We start from the raw sequence: 17,856 nt of genomic DNA on the forward strand, positions 1-17,856 counted from the left end.
CGGTTACCCGGGTAGGACTGTGGTCGTCCTGACCAGGCGTTGCCGAGACATCGCAGGAGCCGCGAGTGGCCGCTTATCTCGACCGTGACGGAGCCGACGGGCTGAAGGTGCCGGCGCAGGACGCGCCGCCCCCGCCGCCCGAACTGGTCGCGCTGGCGCAGGCGTACGGGGTCGACACCCGCAACCCGGGGCCGGGCGGCCCGACCGTCGGGGCGCGGACGCTGGTGGCGGTGCTGGCCGCGCTGGGGGTCGCGGCGGAGGGGCCGGAGGAGATCCAGCAGTCGCTGGACCGTCACCGGGCCGACCAGCAGGCGCGGTTGCTGCCGCCCTGCGTCGTGGTGCGCTCCGGGCGGCGCACCGCGCTGGACGTGCCGGCCGACGCGCGCCTGCACGTGGCACTGGAGGACGGTGGCGTGTGGGAGCTGCCGCGCGGCCACTCGCACTGGCTGCCGGCCGACCTCCCGCTCGGCCGGCACGTCCTGCGGGCCGAGACGAACGGGGGCAAGAGCGAGGCGCCGCTGATCGTCGCCCCCGAGCGGCTGCCCGAACTCCCCGGCCGCAGCTGGGGGTTCCTCGCCCAGCTCTACTCGGTCCTGTCCGACCGCTCCTGGGGCATGGGCGACCTCGGCGACCTCGCCGAGCTGGCCCGCTGGGCGGGCGCCGACCTCGGCGCGGGCTTCGTCCAGATCAATCCGCTGCACCAGGCCCTCCCCACCGCCCCCGCCGCGCCCGCCGACCCGTCCCCCTACCGCCCGTCCTCCCGCCGTTTCGCCGACCCGGTGCACCTGCGCGTCGAGGCCGTCCCCGAGTTCGCCTACCTGACGGGCGACCAGCGCGCCGAGGCCGAGGAACTGGGCCGTCGGGCCGCCCGGCTGCGCGACGAGGTGCTGGTGCACGACGGCCTGATCGACCGGGACGCCGTCTGGGCGCTCAAGCGCGAGGCCCTGGAACTGCTGCACGAGGTGCCGCGCGGCCCCGGCAGCCAGGCCGCGTACGAGGCGTTCCAGCGCCGCGAGGGCGAGTGGCTGCGGCGACACGCCCTGTGGAACGCCCTGGCCGAGGAGCACGGCGCCGACTGGCACGGCTGGCCGAAGGGCCTGCGTCACCCGGACGGTCCCCAGGTCGCCCGCGCCGAACAGGAGCTGGCCGAGCGGGTCGAGTTCCACCGCTGGCTGGCCTGGCAGGTCGACGAGCAGCTCGCCGCCGTCCAGCGGGCCGCCCGCGACGCCGGCATGCCGGTCGGCCTGATCCACGACCTGGCCGTCGGCGCCCACCCGGACGGCGCCGACGCCTGGGCCCTCCAGGACGTCCTGGCCGGCGGCATCTCGGTCGGCGCGCCGCCGGACGCCTTCAACGCCCACGGCCAGGACTGGGGCCTGCCGCCCTGGCGCCCGGACGCCCTCGCCGCCACCGGCTACGCCCCGTACGCGGAGCTGCTGCGGGCCGCCGCCCGGTACGCCGGGGCGATCCGGATCGACCACGTGATGGGCCTGTTCCGGCTCTGGTGGGTGCCGGACGGGCACGCGCCGACCGAGGGCGCCTACGTGCGCTACGACGCCGAGGCGATGCTCGGCGTGCTGGCGCTGGAGGCGCACCGGGCCGGGACGGCGGTGATCGGCGAGGACCTGGGCACGGTGGAGCCCGGCGTCCGTCAGGAGCTGGCGGCGCGCGGGATCCTCGGGACGTCGGTGCTCTGGTTCGAACGGGACTGGGAGGCGACGGGGGAGGTCCTGGACCCGGACCGCTGGCGCCCGGGCTGCCTGGCCACCCTCACCACCCACGACCTGCCGAGCACCGCGGCCCGGCTCTCCGGCGAGCACGTCGAGCTGCGGCACCGGCTCGGCCTGCTGGCCCGTCCGCTGGGGGAGGAGCAGGCCGAGGCGGCCGCGGAGCTGGCGGACTGGCGGGCGGCGCTGACCCGGCTGGGGCTGCTGACACCGGGTGAGCCGCTGTCGATGCCGATCCTGTACCGCTTCCTGCGGTCGACCCCGGCGGAGCTGGTCGGGGTCTGGCTGCCGGACCTGGTCGGCGACCCGCGTCCGCAGAACCTGCCCGGCACCTGGGACCAGTACCCGAACTGGCGCCTGCCGGTCGCCGACGGCGCCGGCGAGCCGGTCACCCTCTCCCGCCTGGCCACCACCCCGTCGGCCCGCCTCCTCGCCCACCTCCTCGCCCCGCCGTCCCCTCACCCCACCACCTGACCCCCGTCTCCGGAAGGCCGACCCCGGCGCGCGGGGGCCGCCCCCGTCCCGCCCCCTGCCCACCCGTCCCCCGCGTCCACCACCCCAACCTCCGCCCCCGCCCCCGCCCCGGAAGGCCGACCCCGGCGCGCGGGGGCGCATAAGCGGCGGGTAAGTTGGAAACGTGGACAAGAGGAACGCTTTGCGAGCCGGCGCGGTCTCCGCAACGGTCACGCTGATGATGCTGCTGTCGTCGCCCGCCATGGCCCTCACCCGGGACGACGGCGACGACCCGGGTGCCGGCCTGAGCGTCGGCCAGGTCATCGGCCTGTACGTGGTGGTCCCGATCGCGGCCTTCGTCATCATCGCCGCCCTCGCGGGCATGCCGTGGGGCAAGGCCAAGAAGAAGTAACCCGCAGCCCGGGGCCCGAACCCGCACAGACCCCGAAGGGGCGCCGGACATCCGTCCAGCGCCCCTTCAGTCGTTCTCAGCCGTGCTCAGCAGGCCTCAGGCCCCGGCCGCCGTGTCCACGGCCTGCGCCTTGAGCGCCCGCTCCACGCCGGCCCGCGCCTCGACGACCTGACGCCGCAGCGCCGGCGCCGGCTCGGCGGAGGCCAGCCAGGCGTCGGTGGCGTCCAGGGTCGCCTGCTCGACGAGCAGCGACGGGTACAGCCCGACGATGATCTGCTGCGAGATCTCGTGGCTGCGGCTCTCCCACACGCCCTTGACGGCCGCGAAGTACTTCGCCGCGTACGGGGCGAGCAGTTCCCGCTGGTCGGACTGCTGGAAGCCCGCGATCACGGCCTCCTGCACGTAGTTGGTCAGCGTGTCCGACTCCACCACCGACGCCCAGGCCTCGGCCTTGGCCTCGGCGGTGGGCCGCGCCGCGCGGCAGGTGGCGGCGTGCTCCTGCCCGGCGGCGGTGTTGTCGCGCTCCAGCTCGGCCGCGACGGCGGCCTCGTCGGCGCGGCCGGTGGCGGCGAGGCGGGTGAGCAGGGTCCACCGCAGCTCGGTGTCCACGGCGAGGCCCTTGACCTCCACGGTGCCGTCGAGCAGGCCGGCGAGCAGGTCGAGCTGCCCCTCGGTGCGGGCGACGGCGGCGAGCGCACGGGCCCAGGCGAGCTGGTGGTCGCTGCCGGGTTCGGCGGCGCGCAGGTGCTCCTCGGCGGCGGCGGCCCAGCGGGCGAGGCCCTGCTCGCGCCAGGCCGGGTCGGTGTAGGCGTCGAGGGCGAGCTTGACCTGGCGGTGTACGGACTGGACGACGCCGATGTCGCTCTCCCGCCCGATGCCGGACAGGGCGAGGGCGAGGTAGTCGCGGGCGGCGAGCTCGCCGTCGCGGGTCATGTCCCAGGCGGAGGCCCAGCACAGGGCGCGCGGCAGCGAGTCGGTGAAGCCGCCGAGGTTCTCGGTGACGACGGCCAGCGAGTCCTCGTCGAGCCGGATCTTGGCGTACGAGAGGTCGTCGTCGTTGAGCAGCACGACGGCCGGGCGGTGCCGCCCGACCAGCTCGGGCACCTCGGTGCGCGGCCCGTCGACGTCGAGCTCGATCCGGTCGGTGCGCACCAGCGCGCCGTCGACCAGCTCGTACAGGCCGATGGCGATCCGGTGCGGCCGCAGCACGGCCTCGCCCTTGGCACCGGCCGGCAGCGCGGGCGCCTCCTGGAGGACGGTGAAGGACTCGATCTCACCGTCCGTGTTGAGCACGATGGCGGGCCGCAGCACGTTGATGCCGGCGGTCTCCAGCCAGGACTTGGACCAGGCCTTGAGGTCGCGTCCGCTGGCCTCCTCCAGGGCGCCGAGCAGGTCGCTGAGCCGGGTGTTGCCCCAGGCGTGCCGCTTGAAGTAGGCCTGCACGCCCTGGAAGAAGGCGTCCTGGCCGACGTAGGCCACCAGCTGCTTGAGCACCGAGGCGCCCTTGGCGTAGGTGATGCCGTCGAAGTTGACCTGGACGTCCTCCAGGTCGTTGATGTCGGCCATGATGGGGTGGGTGGACGGCAGTTGGTCCTGCCGGTAGGCCCAGGTCTTCATCTGGTTGGCGAAGGTGGTCCAGGAGTGGGGCCACTTGGAGCCGGGGGCCTCGGCCTGGCAGACGGCCTCGGCGAAGGTGGCGAAGGACTCGTTGAGCCAGAGGTCGTTCCACCACTCCATGGTGACGAGGTCGCCGAACCACATGTGGGCGAGCTCGTGCAGGATCGTCGCGGCGCGCGCCTCGTAGGCGGCGTCGGTGACCTTGGAGCGGAACACGTACTGGTCGCGCAGGGTGACGGCGCCCGCGTTCTCCATCGCGCCGGCGTTGAACTCCGGCACGAACAGCTGGTCGTACTTCGGGAACGGGTACGGGTAGTCGAACTTCTCCTGGAAGTAGTCGAAGCCCTGCTTGGTGACCTCGAAGACCGCCTCGGCGTCCAGGAACTCGCGCAGCGAGGGCCGGCAGTAGACGCCCAGCGGCACCTTCTGCTCGCCGTTCTCGTAGCTGTCGAAGACCCCGACGTACGGGCCGGCGATCAGCGCGGTGATGTAGCTGGAGATCCGGCCGGTCGGCGCGAACGACCAGGTCTGGGTGTCGCCGTCGCCGACCGGCTCGGGGGTCGGCGAGTTGGAGACCACGGCCCAGCCGCGCGGGGCGGTCACGGTGAAGGCGAAGGTGGCCTTCAGGTCGGGCTGTTCGAAGGAGGCGAAGACGCGGCGGGCGTCCGGCACCTCGAACTGGGTGTACAGGTAGGTCTCGCCGTCGACCGGGTCGACGAACCGGTGCAGGCCCTCACCGGTGTTGGTGTAGGCGCAGTTGGCGACGACCCGCAGCTCGTTCTCGGCCGCCAGGCCGGGCAGCGGGATCCGGCTGTCGGCGAAGCTCGCCGGGTCCAGGGCCGCGCCGTTGAGGGTGATCTCCTCGACGCCCGGGGCGACGAGGTCGATGAAGGTGTCCGCGCCGGGGGTGGTGGCGGTGAACCGGACCACGGTGGTGGACCGGAAGGTGCCTCCTTCGCGGGCCGAGCTCAGGTCGAGCTCGATGTCGTACGCGTCCACGTGGAGGAGATCGGCCCGGGTGCGGGCTTCCTCACGGGTCAGGTTGGTGCCGGGCACTCGCTGCACTCCTTCGTCAGGCTGATGGTGCGCATCCTCCCATGCCCAACGCGCGAGGCCGCCGGAAAATCGCAGGCGGGGCGGGCCGGACCCGAAGGTCCTTGCCCGCCCCGCCCGTTCACGGCGCCGGGTGGCGCCGCGTCACTTCTTCCACTTGGTCAGCGGCGCGTCGGAGCTGCTGCGGCTGAAGGCGTACACCGAGCCGGCCTCCGCCGGGACGATGTACTCGGACAGGCTGATCCCGATGTCCAGCCCGTTCGGCATCGCCATGGTGCCGATGTCGGTCATCGAACCGTCGGTCGGCGAGAGCGTCACCAGCCGGGACGGCTTGTCGTAGCCCTGCTCGACGATGGCGCGGACCTTGCCGTTCTTGTCGGTGCCGGACACGATCCGGATGTCCTGCGAGGTGTCGGTGCTGGCCGCCGACCAGAGCCGCTTGCCGCTGGTCAGGTCGTACGCGTTGATCGCCGGCTTCCCGCCGCCGATCTGGGCGTACAGGGTGGTGCCGCTGACGACGCTGCGGGTCATGGCGTCGGCCTGGCCGGACAGGCGCAGGCTGTCGGCGCCCGCCTCCTTGACCGACATCGGGTTCATCGGCTTGTTGTTCTTGTCGAACGGCAGGATGTAGTCGCCGCTCGAACCACCGGTCATCAGCAGCACCAGCGGCTGGTCGGAGACGACCTTGTCGACCTCCTCGTAGCTGCCGGTGAGGGCCATCGCCGAGCTGGTGGTCTTGCCGGTGTCCGAGTCCAGCAGGACCAGCTGCGCCTTCGGGCTGGAGTTGAAGCAGCTGTCGCTGACCGCGATCTGCGCGCCGGCCGCCCGGCCGTACAGGCTGCAGTACTTGTCACGCGGGGTGTACTGCCAGACCGGCGAGCCGTTGTCGATGTTCAGGCCGCCGACCAGGCTGCCGCCGATGGCGACGGTCTTCTCGGTGACGCTGAGGGTCGGCTGGGACAGCCGCTCGGTGCCGGCCTTGACGCTCCACAGCAGCTTGCCCTGGTTGAGGTCGACGGCCGCGATGGTGGAGCAGTCGTGGTCACCCGTGTTGAGCGAGATCGCCGCGATGCTCTTGGAGTTGGGCGCGTAGGAGGCGGTGCAGATCTCCTTGCTGCCGGAGGGCACCGGGATGGTCCAGGCGTCCTTGCCGTCGGCGGCGTTGTAGCCCTTGATACCGGTGCTGTCGACGCGCACGAGGGTCTTGTCGGTGCCCCAGACGCCGAGCATCGACGCGCTGCTGTCCGCGCCGGGGGCCTTGGGCAGGGTCCAGGCGACGTTGTAGGTGGCGCCGGTCTTGCCGGGGGTGGTCGGCGGGTCGGTCACGCCGCCGGTCGTGCCGGTGGTGCCCGTGGTCCCGCTGGTCCCGGTGCTGCCGCTGGAGTTGGCGACCGGCCCGGGGCCCGGGTCGGGCTTGGGGTCGTCCTTGAGCAGCACGATCAGCGCGGCGACGATGGAGATCGCCAGCACGCCGCCGATGATGCCGCCCCACAGCATCACGGGGTTGCGCTGCTTGGGCGCGGGGGCCACCGGCGCACCCGGGTAGTACCCGGGCTGCTGCTGCTGCGGGTAGGCGTAGCCGCCGCCGTACGTCTGACCGGCGTCGGGCGCGGCGTAGCCGCCGCCGGGCACCGGGTCGTACGGGCCGACCGGCGCGCCGGCGGGCGGCGGCGGAGCCTGGGCGGGGAAGCCGCCGGCCGCGGTCGGCGCGTACGCGGCGTAGTCGACGCCGCCGGCCGGCGGCTGCGAGGGCGGTACCGGCGGTGCCGCGGGCGGCTGCGCGGGCGCGGCCGGGCCCGGGACGGCCGCGCCGTCGAGCTGCGTCATCTGGTCCGCCATGGCGGCCGGGTCCACGCCGCCGGGCGGCCGCCCGAACGAGACGCCCCGGTTGTCCTGCGGGCCGCTGCCGGGCGTTTCGCCTGTCCCCGGCGTAGGGTGATCCCCTGCCATCTGATTCCCCGTCATGTCTGGAAGCGTCCCCCGGCCGGTACCGTCCGTGGTCCGGTGGGACGGGTGAGATTGGGCACCATGGTAGTGGTGACTGGTTTTCGGCTGCTGCCAGGACACCCGTAGCCAGTTCCCGCAGGTCCCGGCTCTGCAACACCTCCACCGGCCGATCACGCCACCCCCATCCCGCCCGCAACGCCCCCGCTCCCGCCCTCGGGTCGTACCCTTCAGGAGTTGAAGAGGGGACGCCCGGCGGAGGGGTCCCCGCCCCCTGGGAGGGTGGATCATGTCGACGGACACACCGGGCTCGCAGTCGTCCCTGCACCGGGCGAACCTGGAGCGGGTGCTGCGGGCGGTGCGGATGGCGGGCTCGCTGACCCAGGCCGAGATCGCCCGCGGCACCGGCCTCTCGGCGGCCACCGTGTCCAACATCGTGCGGGAGCTGAAGGAGAGCGGCACCGTCGTGGTGGCCGACACCTCCTCGGGCGGCCGGCGGGCGCGCAGCGTCTCGCTCAGCGGGGACGCCGGGATCGTGGTGGGCATCGACTTCGGCCACACCCACCTGCGGGTCGCGGTCGGCAACCTGGCGCACCGGGTGCTGGCCGAGGAGAGCGCGCCGATCGACGTGGACGTCTCCGCCGCGCAGGGCTTCGACCGGGCCGAGGCGATGGTCGAGCGGCTGCTCCAGCAGGCCGGGTTCCGTCCGGACAAGGTGATCGGGGTGGGCCTGGGCGTGCCCGGCCCGATCGACCAGGAGACCGGCGCGCTCGGCTCGACCGCGATCCTGCCGGGCTGGACCGGCATCGCCCCCGGCCGTGAGCTGGCGGAGCGGCTCGGGATGCCCGTACACGTGGACAACGACGCCAACCTGGGCGCGCTGGGCGAGCTGGTGTGGGGGGCCGGCCGCGGCCTGAGCGACCTCGCCTACATCAAGATCGCCAGCGGTGTCGGCGCCGGCCTGGTGGTCAACGGCCAGATCTACCGCGGCCCGGGCGGCACCGCCGGCGAGATCGGGCACATCACCCTGGACGAGGCCGGGCCGGTCTGCCGCTGCGGCAACCGCGGCTGCCTGGAGACCTTCGTCGGCTCCCGCTACCTGCTCTCGCTGCTCACCTCCACCCTGGGCCCGGACCTCACGCTGCCCCGGGTGGTCGAGCTGGCCCACCAAGGCGACCTGGGCTGCCGCCGGGTGATCGCGGACGCCGGCCGGCAGATCGGCACCGGCGTCGCCATGCTCTGCAACCTGCTCAATCCGCGCCGGGTGATCCTCGGCGGCGACCTCGCCGATGCCGGCGAGCTGGTGCTGGCCCCGATCCGCGACTCGGTGGCCCGCTACGCGATCCCGAGCGCGGCCCGCCAGCTCTCGATCGTCCCGGGCACCCTGGGCGGCCGGGCCGAGGTGCTGGGCGCCCTGGCACTGGTGATGAGCGAGATGGGCGAGTCCGGCGCGCTGGGCCGCGCGTAGCCCCCTCGCGGACCCCCGCGGACCGCGCACGGCCCCGACCCGTACGCGCGTTCGTCAACCGTCCTTGACGGCCGGGACCGGGCCGACCTCCGGGAATGGCGCCAACCGGTCGGTGGCACCGGGCGCGCCGCTCGGTGTCCGGCAAGCGGACATTAGACTCGACCGGTCGGCACCGGCCGCGACCGTCGGCATGCCGGCACACGGGCAGGGACGCCCGTCGGACCGCCCGCGGTCCGCGAACACTGAACGAGGAGGAACGGGTGGCCCTGCTGACCCGCATTCGGGGACCGCGCGATCTCGACCGGCTCACGCCCGGACAGCTGGCCGCCCTGGCCCAGGAGATCCGGACCTTCCTGGTCACGGAGGTCTCCAAGACGGGCGGCCACCTCGGCCCCAACCTCGGCGTGGTGGAGCTCACCATCGCGCTGCACCGGGTGTTCGACTCGCCGCGCGACCGCATCCTCTTCGACACCGGCCACCAGAGCTACGTCCACAAGCTGCTCACCGGCCGCCAGGACTTCTCCCGCCTGAAGATGAGCGGCGGCCTGTCCGGCTACCCCTCGCGCGCCGAGTCCGAGCACGACGTGATCGAGAACTCGCACGCCTCCACCGTCCTCTCCTACGCCGACGGCCTGGCCAAGGCCAACAAGATCCTGGGCAAGGCGGACCCGGTCGTCGCCGTCATCGGTGACGGCGCGCTCACCGGCGGCATGGCCTGGGAGGCGCTCAACAACATCGCCGACGCCAAGGACCTGCCGATCGTCATCGTCGTCAACGACAACGAGCGGTCCTACTCCCCGACCATCGGCGGCCTGGCCAACCACCTCGCCACGCTGCGCACCACCCAGGGCTACGAGCGTTTCCTGTCCTGGGGCAAGGACGCCCTGCAACGCACCCCGGTGGTCGGCCAGCAGCTGTTCGAGACCCTGCACGGCGCCAAGAAGGGCCTCAAGGACTTCATCGCCCCGCAGGGCATGTTCGAGGACCTCGGCCTCAAGTACATCGGCCCGATCGACGGCCACGACCTCACCGCCCTGGAGTCCGCGCTGACCAAGGCGCGCGGCTTCGGCGGCCCGGTGATCGTGCACTGCCTCACCGAGAAGGGCCGCGGCTACCACGCCGCCGAGAACAACGACGAGGACCGCTTCCACGCCGTCGGCGTGATCCACCCGGACACCGGCCTGCCGGTCAAGAGCTCGGGCAAGGACTGGACCTCCGTCTTCGGCGAGGAGATGGTCGCGCTCGGCCACGAGCGCGAGGACATCGTCGCCATCACCGCCGCGATGCTGCACCCGGTGGGCCTCGCGCCCTTCGCCGAGGCCTTCCCGGACCGCATCTTCGACGTCGGCATCGCCGAGCAGCACGCCGTCACCAGCGCCGCCGGCCTGGCCACCAACGGGTTGCACCCGGTCTTCGCGGTCTACGCGACCTTCCTCAACCGTGCCTTCGACCAGGTCCTGATGGACGTCGCCCTGCACAAGCTGGGCGTCACCTTCGTCCTGGACCGGGCCGGTGTCACCGGGACGGACGGCGCCTCGCACAACGGCATGTGGGACATGTCGATCCTCCAGGTCATCCCGGGCCTGCGGCTCGCCGCCCCGCGCGACGCCGACCAGGTGCGCGCCCAGCTGCGCGAGGCCGTCGAGGTCAAGGACGCGCCCACCGTCGTCCGCTACTCCAAGGGCACGGTCGGCCCGGCCGTCGCGGCGGTCGGCCGGATCGGCGGCATGGACGTGCTGCGCGCCGCCGGGGAGCCGTCCGGCGCCCACCGCGCCGACGTGCTGATCGTCTCGGTCGGCGCGATGGCCCCCACCAGCCTGGAGGTGGCCGACCTGCTGGCCGCCCAGGGCGTCACCGCCACCGTGGTGGACCCGCGCTGGGTCAAGCCGGTGGACGCCGCCCTGCCCGGCCTGGCGGCCGAGCACCGGGCGGTCGTGACGATCGAGGACAACGGCCGGGTGGGCGGCGTCGGCGCCGCCGTCGCCCAGGCCCTGCGGGACGCGGACGTGGACCTGCCGGTGCGCGACTTCGGCATCCCGCAGGAGTTCCTGGACCACGCGAGCCGCGGCGAGATCCTGGCCGAGATCGGCCTGAACGCCCCCGACATCGCCCGCAAGGTCGCCGCTCTGGTCGCCGCCCTGGACCCGGCCCCGGTCCAGGCCTGAGCTCCGGGTCCGCACGCGGGCCCGGAGGCCGCTCCGGGCCCGGCCCGGCCGCGTCGACGGCCGTTCGTCGTAACTCTGTAACAGCTCATCACGAGACCAGCTGATAATCGCACCGAAAGGCGGGACCGGCGCTGCCCGTGCCGATCCCGCCCGGTAGGTTGTCACTCGTGCCGACCCCCACCCGCCCCCGCCTCGCCGGACTGGCCGAGCGCCTGCCCGAGCGCGTCCGTACCCACCTCCAGGCCGGGTACTGGACCAGGCTGGTGCCGGTGCTCGCGCTGGTCGCGCTGATCACCCACATCCCGTCCTTCGCCCGCCCGGTCTGGAGCCCCGACGAGGGCTTCCTGGCCACCCAGGCCCGGATGCTGGCCGACGGCGGCGTGCTCTACGACACCGTGGTCGACCGCAAGCCGCCGCTGCTGCCCTGGCTCTACCAGGCCTGCTTCGCCGTCTTCGGCTCCGCCTCGCTGTGGCCGCTGCGCACCCTGGCCGTGGTCGCCCACCTGGTCACCGCGATCCTGCTGGCGTCCATCGCCCGCGGCCGCTGGGGAAACCGGGCCGGGGTCGGCGCCGGGCTGCTCTACCTGCTGGTGTCCATCGGGCTCTCCCCGGAGGACACCCAGGCGGCGACCTTCGAGGTCTTCATGCTGCCCGCGATGGTGGCCGCCTTCCGGTACGCCGAACGCCGCCGCTGGCTGGCCGCGGGCATCGCGGTGGCGCTCTGCTCGCTGACCAAGCAGACCGGCGGCGCGGTGCTGCTGCCGGTGCTCTGGATGCTCTACCAGGACGCCCGCCGCCGCGGGGTGCGCTGGCCGCCCGCCCTGTTCAAGATCGGGTTCGGCTTCACCCTGCCGATAGCGCTGGTCGCGGTCATCCTGACCAAGCCCAAGGGCTTCCTCTTCTGGGTGGTCACCGGCAGCGGCGACTACGCCTCCTTCGGCGGTGCCTGGCTGCAGATGACCGGCCGCGCGCTCGGCAACTCGGCCATCCTGGCCGCGGCCGGGCTGGGCTTCCTGCTCCCGGTCGGTCGCCGGCTCTGGCTCAAGTACCGCCACCGCCCGCTGCCGGTGGCGGGCGAGGAGCACGGTTCCACCGCGGACCTGTGGGTCTGGCTGCTGTCCTCGGTGGTCGCGGTCAGCGTGGGCTTCCACTTCTTCGGCCACTACTACCTCCAGCTGATGCCCCCGCTGGTGCTGCTGGGCACCGGCGCGGTCGCCACCTCGGCGGTCCGCTGGAAGCCCGTGCTGGTGTACACGACGGTCGCCTCCACGGTGTTCTGGGCGCTGGCCCTGGCCTGGCCGGGGGAGCGGCTCAACCGCACCACCGAGGTCGCCACCGCGGTCGCCGCCCAGACCACCCCCAAGGACACCGTGCTGGTCTGGGGCATGCACCCCGAGCTGTACTGGCTGGCCGACCGCAAGCCCGCCACCCGCTACCTGACCGCCGGCTTCCTCACCAACTACAGCGGCGGCAAGGACGGCAGCCCCAACGTCGGCGAGCAGTTCAGCGTCAGCAACGCCTGGCAGACCTTCGACAAGGAGCTCGCCAACGGCCTGCCCGAGGTGGTCGTGGACGACTCCGGCATCGCGCCGTACCAGCCGGTGATGGTCCCCCGGATCGAGAACCTGCTGGACACCCACTACGAGATGGTCGGCGTCTTCGCCGACACCGTGGTCTACCGCCTCAAGCACTGACGGCCTCACACACTGACAGCCGCGAGCACCGACAGCCGCGAGCACCGACGGCCGCACGCGCCTGCGCCCCGGCCCCGAACGCGACGGAGCCCCGGTGACCTCTCCGGGTCACCGGGGCTCCGTCGTCGTACGGCTACGCCTTACGCGGGCACCGAGGCCACGCCGGGGGCGAGGAACTTCTTGCCGTTCACCCGCTCCGAGACGCCCTCACGGTCCAGGTACGGGGTGATCCCGCCCAGGTGGAAGGGCCAGCCGGCACCGGTGATCATGCAGAGGTCGATGTCCTGCGCCTCGCCGACGACACCCTCCGCCAGCATCAGGCCGATCTCCTGCGCCACGGCGTCCAGGGCGCGGGTCAGGACCTGCTCCTCGGTCAGCACGGTGTCGCCGAAGGACAGCAGCTCCAGCACCTCGGGGTCGAGGACCTGCTTGCCGTCCACCCAGGTGTAGAAGCCGCGCTTGCCGGCCTTGACGACCTTGCCGAGGTTCTCGGAGACGGTGAACCGCTCCGGGAAGGCGCCGTGCAGGGTCTCCGAGACGTGCAGGGCGATGGCCGGGCCGACCAGCTCCAGCAGCACGATCGGGGACATCGGCAGGCCGAGCGGCTCGACGCCCTTCTCGACGGTGGCGATCGGGGTGCCCTCGTCGATGATGTTCTGGATCTCGCCCATGAAGCGGGTCAGGATCCGGTTCACCACGAACGCCGGGGCGTCCTTGCACAGCACCGCGGTCTTCTTCAGCTTCTTCGACACGCCGAAGGCGGTGGCCAGCGAGGCGTCGTCGGTCTGCTCGCCGCGGACGATCTCCAGCAGCGGCAGGATCGCGACCGGGTTGAAGAAGTGGAAGCCGACGACCCGCTCGGGGTGCTTCAGCTTCGAGGCCATCTCGGTGACCGACAGCGAGGAGGTGTTGGTCGCCAGCACACAGGTCGGCGAGACCACGTTCTCCAGGTCGGCGAAGACGGCCTGCTTGACGCCCATCTCCTCGAACACGGCCTCGATGACGAAGTCCGCGTCGGCGAAGCCGGCGGCCTTGTCGAGCGAGCCGGTGACCAGGCCCTTGAGGCGGTTGGCCTTGTCCTGGCCGATCCGGCCCTTGCCGAGCAGCTTGTCGATCTCGGCGTGGACGTAGCCGACGCCCTTGTCGATGCGCTCCTGGTCGATGTCGGTGAGGACCACCGGCACCTCCAGACGGCGGGCGAACAGCAGCGCCAGCTGCGAGGCCATCAGACCGGCGCCGACGATGCCGACCTTGGAGACCGGGCGGGCCAGCGACTTGTCCGGCGCACCGAAGGGCCGCTTGGCCCGGCGCTGCACCAGGTTGAAGGCGTAGATGCCGCTGCGCAGCTCGCCGCCCATGATGAGGTCGGCCAGGGCCGCGTCCTCGGCGTCGAAGCCGGCCTGGAGGTCGGCGTCCTTGACCTGGGCGATGATGTCCAGCGCGCGGTAGGCGGCCGGCGCGGCGCCGTGCACCTTGCCGTCGGCGACCAGGCGGCCCCAGGCGACGGCGTCGTCCCAGGCCTTGCCGCGGTCGATCTCCTCGCGCTCGACGACCACGTCGCCCTTGACGACCTTGGCCGCCCACAGCAGCGACTGCTCCAGGAAGTCGGCCGGCTCGAAGATCGCGTCGGCGATCCCCAGCTCGAACACGTCCTTGCCCTTGAGCTGCTTGTTCTGGCTCATCGAGTTCTCGATGATGACCTTGACGGCCTTCGCCGGACCGATCAGGTTCGGCAGGATGGTGCAGCCGCCCCAGCCGGGGACGAGGCCCAGGAAGACCTCCGGCAGCGAGAACGCCGGGACGCCCGCGCTGACCGTGCGGTAGTCGCAGTGCAGGCCGACCTCGACGCCGCCGCCCATCGCCGCGCCGTTGTAGAAGGCGAAGGTGGGGACGGGCAGCGCGGCGATCCGCTTGAAGACCTCGTGGCCGCCCTTGCCGATGGCCAGCGCGTCCGCGTGCTCCTTGAGCAGCTCGACGCCCTTGAGGTCGGCGCCGACCGCGAAGATGAACGGCTTGCCGGTGATCGCGGCGCCGACGATCTTGCCCTCGGCGGCCTCGGCCTCGACCTGGTCCAGCGCGACGGACAGCTTCAGCAGCGAGCCCGGGCCGAAGGTGGTCGGCTTGGTGTGGTCGAAGCCGTTGTCCAGGGTGATCAGGGCCAGCTTGCCGGCCTGGAACGGCAGGTCCAGGTGGCGCACGTGCGCGGTCGTGACGACCTCGCCCGGGAACAGCTCGGCGCCGTGCTGGAGCAGCTCAGTCGTGGTGCTCATGCTCACTTACCACCCTCGAAGTGCGGGTTCTCCCAGATGATGGTGCCGCCCATGCCGAAGCCGATGCACATCGTGGTGAGGCCGTAGCGGACGTCCGGGCGCTGCTCGAAGCGGCGGGCCAGCTGGTTCATCAGGCGCACGCCCGAGGAGGCCAGCGGGTGACCGAAGGCGATCGCGCCGCCGAACGGGTTGACCCGCTCGTCGTCGTCCGCGATGCCGTAGTGGTCCAGGAAGGCCAGCACCTGGACGGCGAAGGCCTCGTTGACCTCGAAGGCCTGGATGTCGTCGATGGTCAGGCCGGCCTTGGCCAGCGCCTTCTCGGTGGCCGGCACCGGGCCGATGCCCATGACCTCGGGCTCGACGCCCGCGAAGGCGAACGAGACCAGGCGCATCTTGATCGGGAGGCCGAGCTCCTCGGCGACGTCCTCGGCGGCCAGCAGCGAGGCGGTGGCACCGTCGTTCAGACCGGCCGAGTTGCCCGCGGTGATGTTGCCGTGCGGGCGGAACGGGGTCTTCAGGTTCGCCAGCGACTCCATCGTGGTGCCCGGGCGCAGCGGCTCGTCCACGGTGGCCAGGCCCCAGCCGGTCTCGCCGACCTCGGGGTTGGTGTTGCGGATGGTGATCGGCACCAGGTCCGGCTGGATGTCGCCGTTGGCGTACGCCTTGGCGGCCTTCTCCTGCGAGCGCACGGCGTAGGCGTCGCAGCGCTCCTTGGTGATGTGCGGGAACCGGTCGTGCAGGTTCTCCGCGGTCATGCCCATGAACAGGGCGGACTCGTCGACCAGCTTCTCGGAGACGAAGCGCGGGTTCGGGTCGACGCCCTCGCCCATCGGGTGGCGGCCCATGTGCTCGACGCCACCGGCCACGACCACGTCGTAGGCGCCGAAGGCGATGCCGCCCGCGGTGGTGGTGACGGCGGTCAGCGCACCGGCGCACATGCGGTCGATCGCGTAGCCGGGGACGGACTTGGGCAGGCCGGACAGCAGGGCGGCGGTGCGCCCGATGGTCAGACCCTGGTCGCCGATCTGCGTGGTGGCCGCCACGGCGACCTCGTCGATGCGCTCGACGGGCAGGTTCGGGTTACGGCGCACGAGCTCCCGGATGCACTTGACGACGAGGTCGTCGGCGCGCGTCTCGTGGTAGATGCCCTTCGGGCCGGCCTTGCCGAACGGGGTGCGGACGCCATCGACGAAGACGACGTCCCTCGCGGTACGAGGCACGGGGGCTCTCCTCCCAGGGACCAACATTTCGAGGTGGGCAGGCTGCCGCCGGCGAAGACCCGAGCGGCGCCGCTTCACCGCCATGCTACCGGTCGGTAACCACCATGCCCAGGCCTCTCGGACGGTGAACCCCGTGTGTCCCGCGCCACGTCCGACCAGCACACCGGCCCCGGACACGCCGAAGGGGGCGCCGTCGTGTGACGGCGCCCCCTTCAGTTACTCGCCCGCTCGCCTCCGGGGCGCTCCCGACCCGGTGCCGACGGTCGGCGCTCCGGCGCTCGTTCCTCGCTTGTCGCTCGCCCTCCTTGCCCGCCGGCGGGCAAGGAGGGGCCCACCCTTTCGGCACCGGCGCGCCCCTTCGGCTCGGGGCGGGCGGTCAGTCCTCGGCGGCCGCGGCCTTGGCGAACGCGGCGGCCACCACCGGCGCCACCAGATCGACCTGCCACTGCCGGGCGCCCAGCCGGCGCAGCGCCGCGGCCACGCCCTCGGCGCCCTGGTCGGCCGGCGGCTCCCAGGAGACCCGGCGGACCAGGTCCGGGGTGATCAGGTTCTCGGCCGGCAGGTTGTGCCGCTCGGCGAGCTCGGTGACGGCGCTGCGGGCGCCGGACAGCCGGGCGGCGGCCACCGGGTCCTTCTCGGCCCAGGCGCGTGGCGGCGGCGGTCCGTCGTGCGGCGCGGCGGCCGGCGGCAGCTGGTTCTCCGGGACCTCCCGGCCGCGCTGCACGGCGGCCAGCCACTGCTCCAGCTGTCGGCGGTGCACCCGCGGCCCGAACCCCTGGACGGCCTGGAGGGCCGCGATGTTCAGCGGCATGGCCAGTGCGGCGTTGACGATCGCGGCGTCCGAGAGCACCCGGCCCGGCGAGACGTCGCGCTCCTGCGCCATCCGGTCGCGGGCCAGCCACAGCTCGCGGACCACGGCCAGCTGACGGCGCCGGCGAACCTTGTGCAGCTGCGAGGTGCGGCGCCACGGGTCGGTGCGCGGCGCGGGGCGCGGCGCGGCGGCGATCGCGGCGAACTCCTCCAGCGCCCAGTCGAGCTTGCCCTGGGCGTCCAGCTCCTGTTCGAGTGCGTCCCGCAGCTCGACCAGCACCTCGACGTCCAGAGCGGCGTAGCGTAGCCACGGCTCGGGCAACGGGCGGGTGGACCAGTCGACCGCGGAGTGCTCCTTGGCCAGGCTCAGGCCGAGCACGCTCTCGGTCATCGGCCCGAGGCCGACCCGGGCGAAGCCGGCGATCCGCCCGGCCAGCTCGGTGTCGAACAGCCGCTTCGGTCTCATCCCGACCTCGGCCAGGCAGGGCAGGTCCTGGGTGGCCGCGTGCACCACCCATTCGGCGTCCGCGAGGGCGTCACCCAGGCCGCTGAGGTCGGGGCAGGCGATCGGGTCGATGAGCGCGCTGCCGGCACCGGCGCGGCGCAGCTGGATGAGGTACGCGCGCTGCCCGTAGCGGTAGCCGGAGGCCCGCTCGGCGTCGACGGCGACCGGCCCGGTGCCCGCGGCGAAGGCGGCGACGGTGGCGGCCAGCGCCTGCTCGTCCGCCACGACGGGCGGAATCCCCTCCTTCGGCTCAAGGAGCGGGACCGGGGCTGCTTCTTCTGGGATGGCTGCTACGGCGTCGGTCACCCACCAAGGGTACGACGCTCCTCGCGGCCAGGAGTGTTGTCCGACTGGTCAGACCGCTGATCGCCTGCTCGCCTCCGGGACGCTCCTGACCCGGCGCCGACGGTCGGCGCTCCCTCGCCACCAGCCCGGAACGGCCGCTGCGGCACCCGGTAGCCGCCCCAGAACGGCGGGACGGGCACGCCCTCGCCCTCGGGGTACCGGCGTTCGAGCTC

Annotated in this window: 10 protein-coding genes; 5 read left to right on the plus strand and 5 right to left on the minus strand. The window is 72.9% G+C overall.

Features of this window, described 5'->3' with window-relative positions; all coding sequences use genetic code 11:
* Positions 1-107 precede the first annotated feature (107 nt).
* Together malQ and ABTY15_RS14415 are read left to right on the plus strand one after the other, a co-directional pair.
* Positions 108-2,201, plus strand: a complete 2,094-nt coding sequence (gene malQ, locus ABTY15_RS14410; RefSeq protein WP_350582114.1) for a 4-alpha-glucanotransferase — start codon at positions 108-110, stop codon at positions 2,199-2,201.
* Between the two features lie 163 nt (positions 2,202-2,364).
* Positions 2,365-2,592, plus strand: coding sequence for a hypothetical protein (locus tag ABTY15_RS14415; RefSeq protein WP_350582069.1), 228 nt, complete (start codon positions 2,365-2,367; stop codon positions 2,590-2,592).
* A 96-nt stretch (positions 2,593-2,688) separates the two neighbouring features.
* Here the strand turns inward: ABTY15_RS14415 and pepN are convergent, their stop codons facing one another.
* Complete coding sequence (gene pepN / locus ABTY15_RS14420; protein ID WP_350582073.1) at positions 2,689-5,265, minus strand: aminopeptidase N; 2,577 nt, start codon at positions 5,263-5,265, stop codon at positions 2,689-2,691.
* 141 nt (positions 5,266-5,406) lie between these two features.
* Positions 5,407-7,101: an outer membrane protein assembly factor BamB family protein gene (locus ABTY15_RS14425; protein WP_350582076.1), complete on the minus strand. Its 1,695-nt coding sequence runs from the start codon at positions 7,099-7,101 to the stop codon at positions 5,407-5,409.
* Positions 7,102-7,495: 394 nt separating this feature from the next.
* Here ABTY15_RS14425 and ABTY15_RS14430 point away from each other — a divergent pair, with 394 nt between their 5' ends.
* The 3 genes from ABTY15_RS14430 to ABTY15_RS14440 all read left to right on the plus strand — a co-directional run bounded on the left by ABTY15_RS14430 (position 7,496) and on the right by ABTY15_RS14440 (position 12,533).
* Positions 7,496-8,674: an ROK family transcriptional regulator gene (locus ABTY15_RS14430; RefSeq protein ID WP_350582079.1), complete on the plus strand. Its 1,179-nt coding sequence runs from the start codon at positions 7,496-7,498 to the stop codon at positions 8,672-8,674.
* A 260-nt stretch (positions 8,675-8,934) separates the two neighbouring features.
* On the plus strand, positions 8,935-10,839 hold the full coding sequence (dxs, locus tag ABTY15_RS14435) for a 1-deoxy-D-xylulose-5-phosphate synthase (protein ID WP_350582083.1): 1,905 nt from the start codon (positions 8,935-8,937) through the stop codon (positions 10,837-10,839).
* A 167-nt stretch (positions 10,840-11,006) separates the two neighbouring features.
* Positions 11,007-12,533, plus strand: a complete 1,527-nt coding sequence (locus tag ABTY15_RS14440; RefSeq protein WP_350582087.1) for an ArnT family glycosyltransferase — start codon at positions 11,007-11,009, stop codon at positions 12,531-12,533.
* Between the two features lie 140 nt (positions 12,534-12,673).
* On the opposite strand, the gene ABTY15_RS14445 is transcribed toward ABTY15_RS14440, so the two are convergent.
* The 3 genes from ABTY15_RS14445 to ABTY15_RS14455 all read right to left on the minus strand — a co-directional run bounded on the left by ABTY15_RS14445 (position 12,674) and on the right by ABTY15_RS14455 (position 17,644).
* Positions 12,674-14,803: a 3-hydroxyacyl-CoA dehydrogenase NAD-binding domain-containing protein gene (locus ABTY15_RS14445; RefSeq protein WP_350582092.1), complete on the minus strand. Its 2,130-nt coding sequence runs from the start codon at positions 14,801-14,803 to the stop codon at positions 12,674-12,676.
* Between the two features lie 2 nt (positions 14,804-14,805).
* Positions 14,806-16,023 (minus strand): thiolase family protein, encoded by a 1,218-nt coding sequence (locus ABTY15_RS14450; protein WP_350582095.1) that lies wholly within the window; start codon positions 16,021-16,023, stop codon positions 14,806-14,808.
* A 376-nt stretch (positions 16,024-16,399) separates the two neighbouring features.
* Positions 16,400-17,644, minus strand: a complete 1,245-nt coding sequence (locus tag ABTY15_RS14455) for an HRDC domain-containing protein (protein WP_350582099.1) — start codon at positions 17,642-17,644, stop codon at positions 16,400-16,402.
* Positions 17,645-17,856 lie beyond the last annotated feature (212 nt).

It is taken from the genome of Kitasatospora sp. NPDC097643, assembly GCF_040302625.1.
Taxonomy (GTDB): domain Bacteria; phylum Actinomycetota; class Actinomycetes; order Streptomycetales; family Streptomycetaceae; genus Kitasatospora.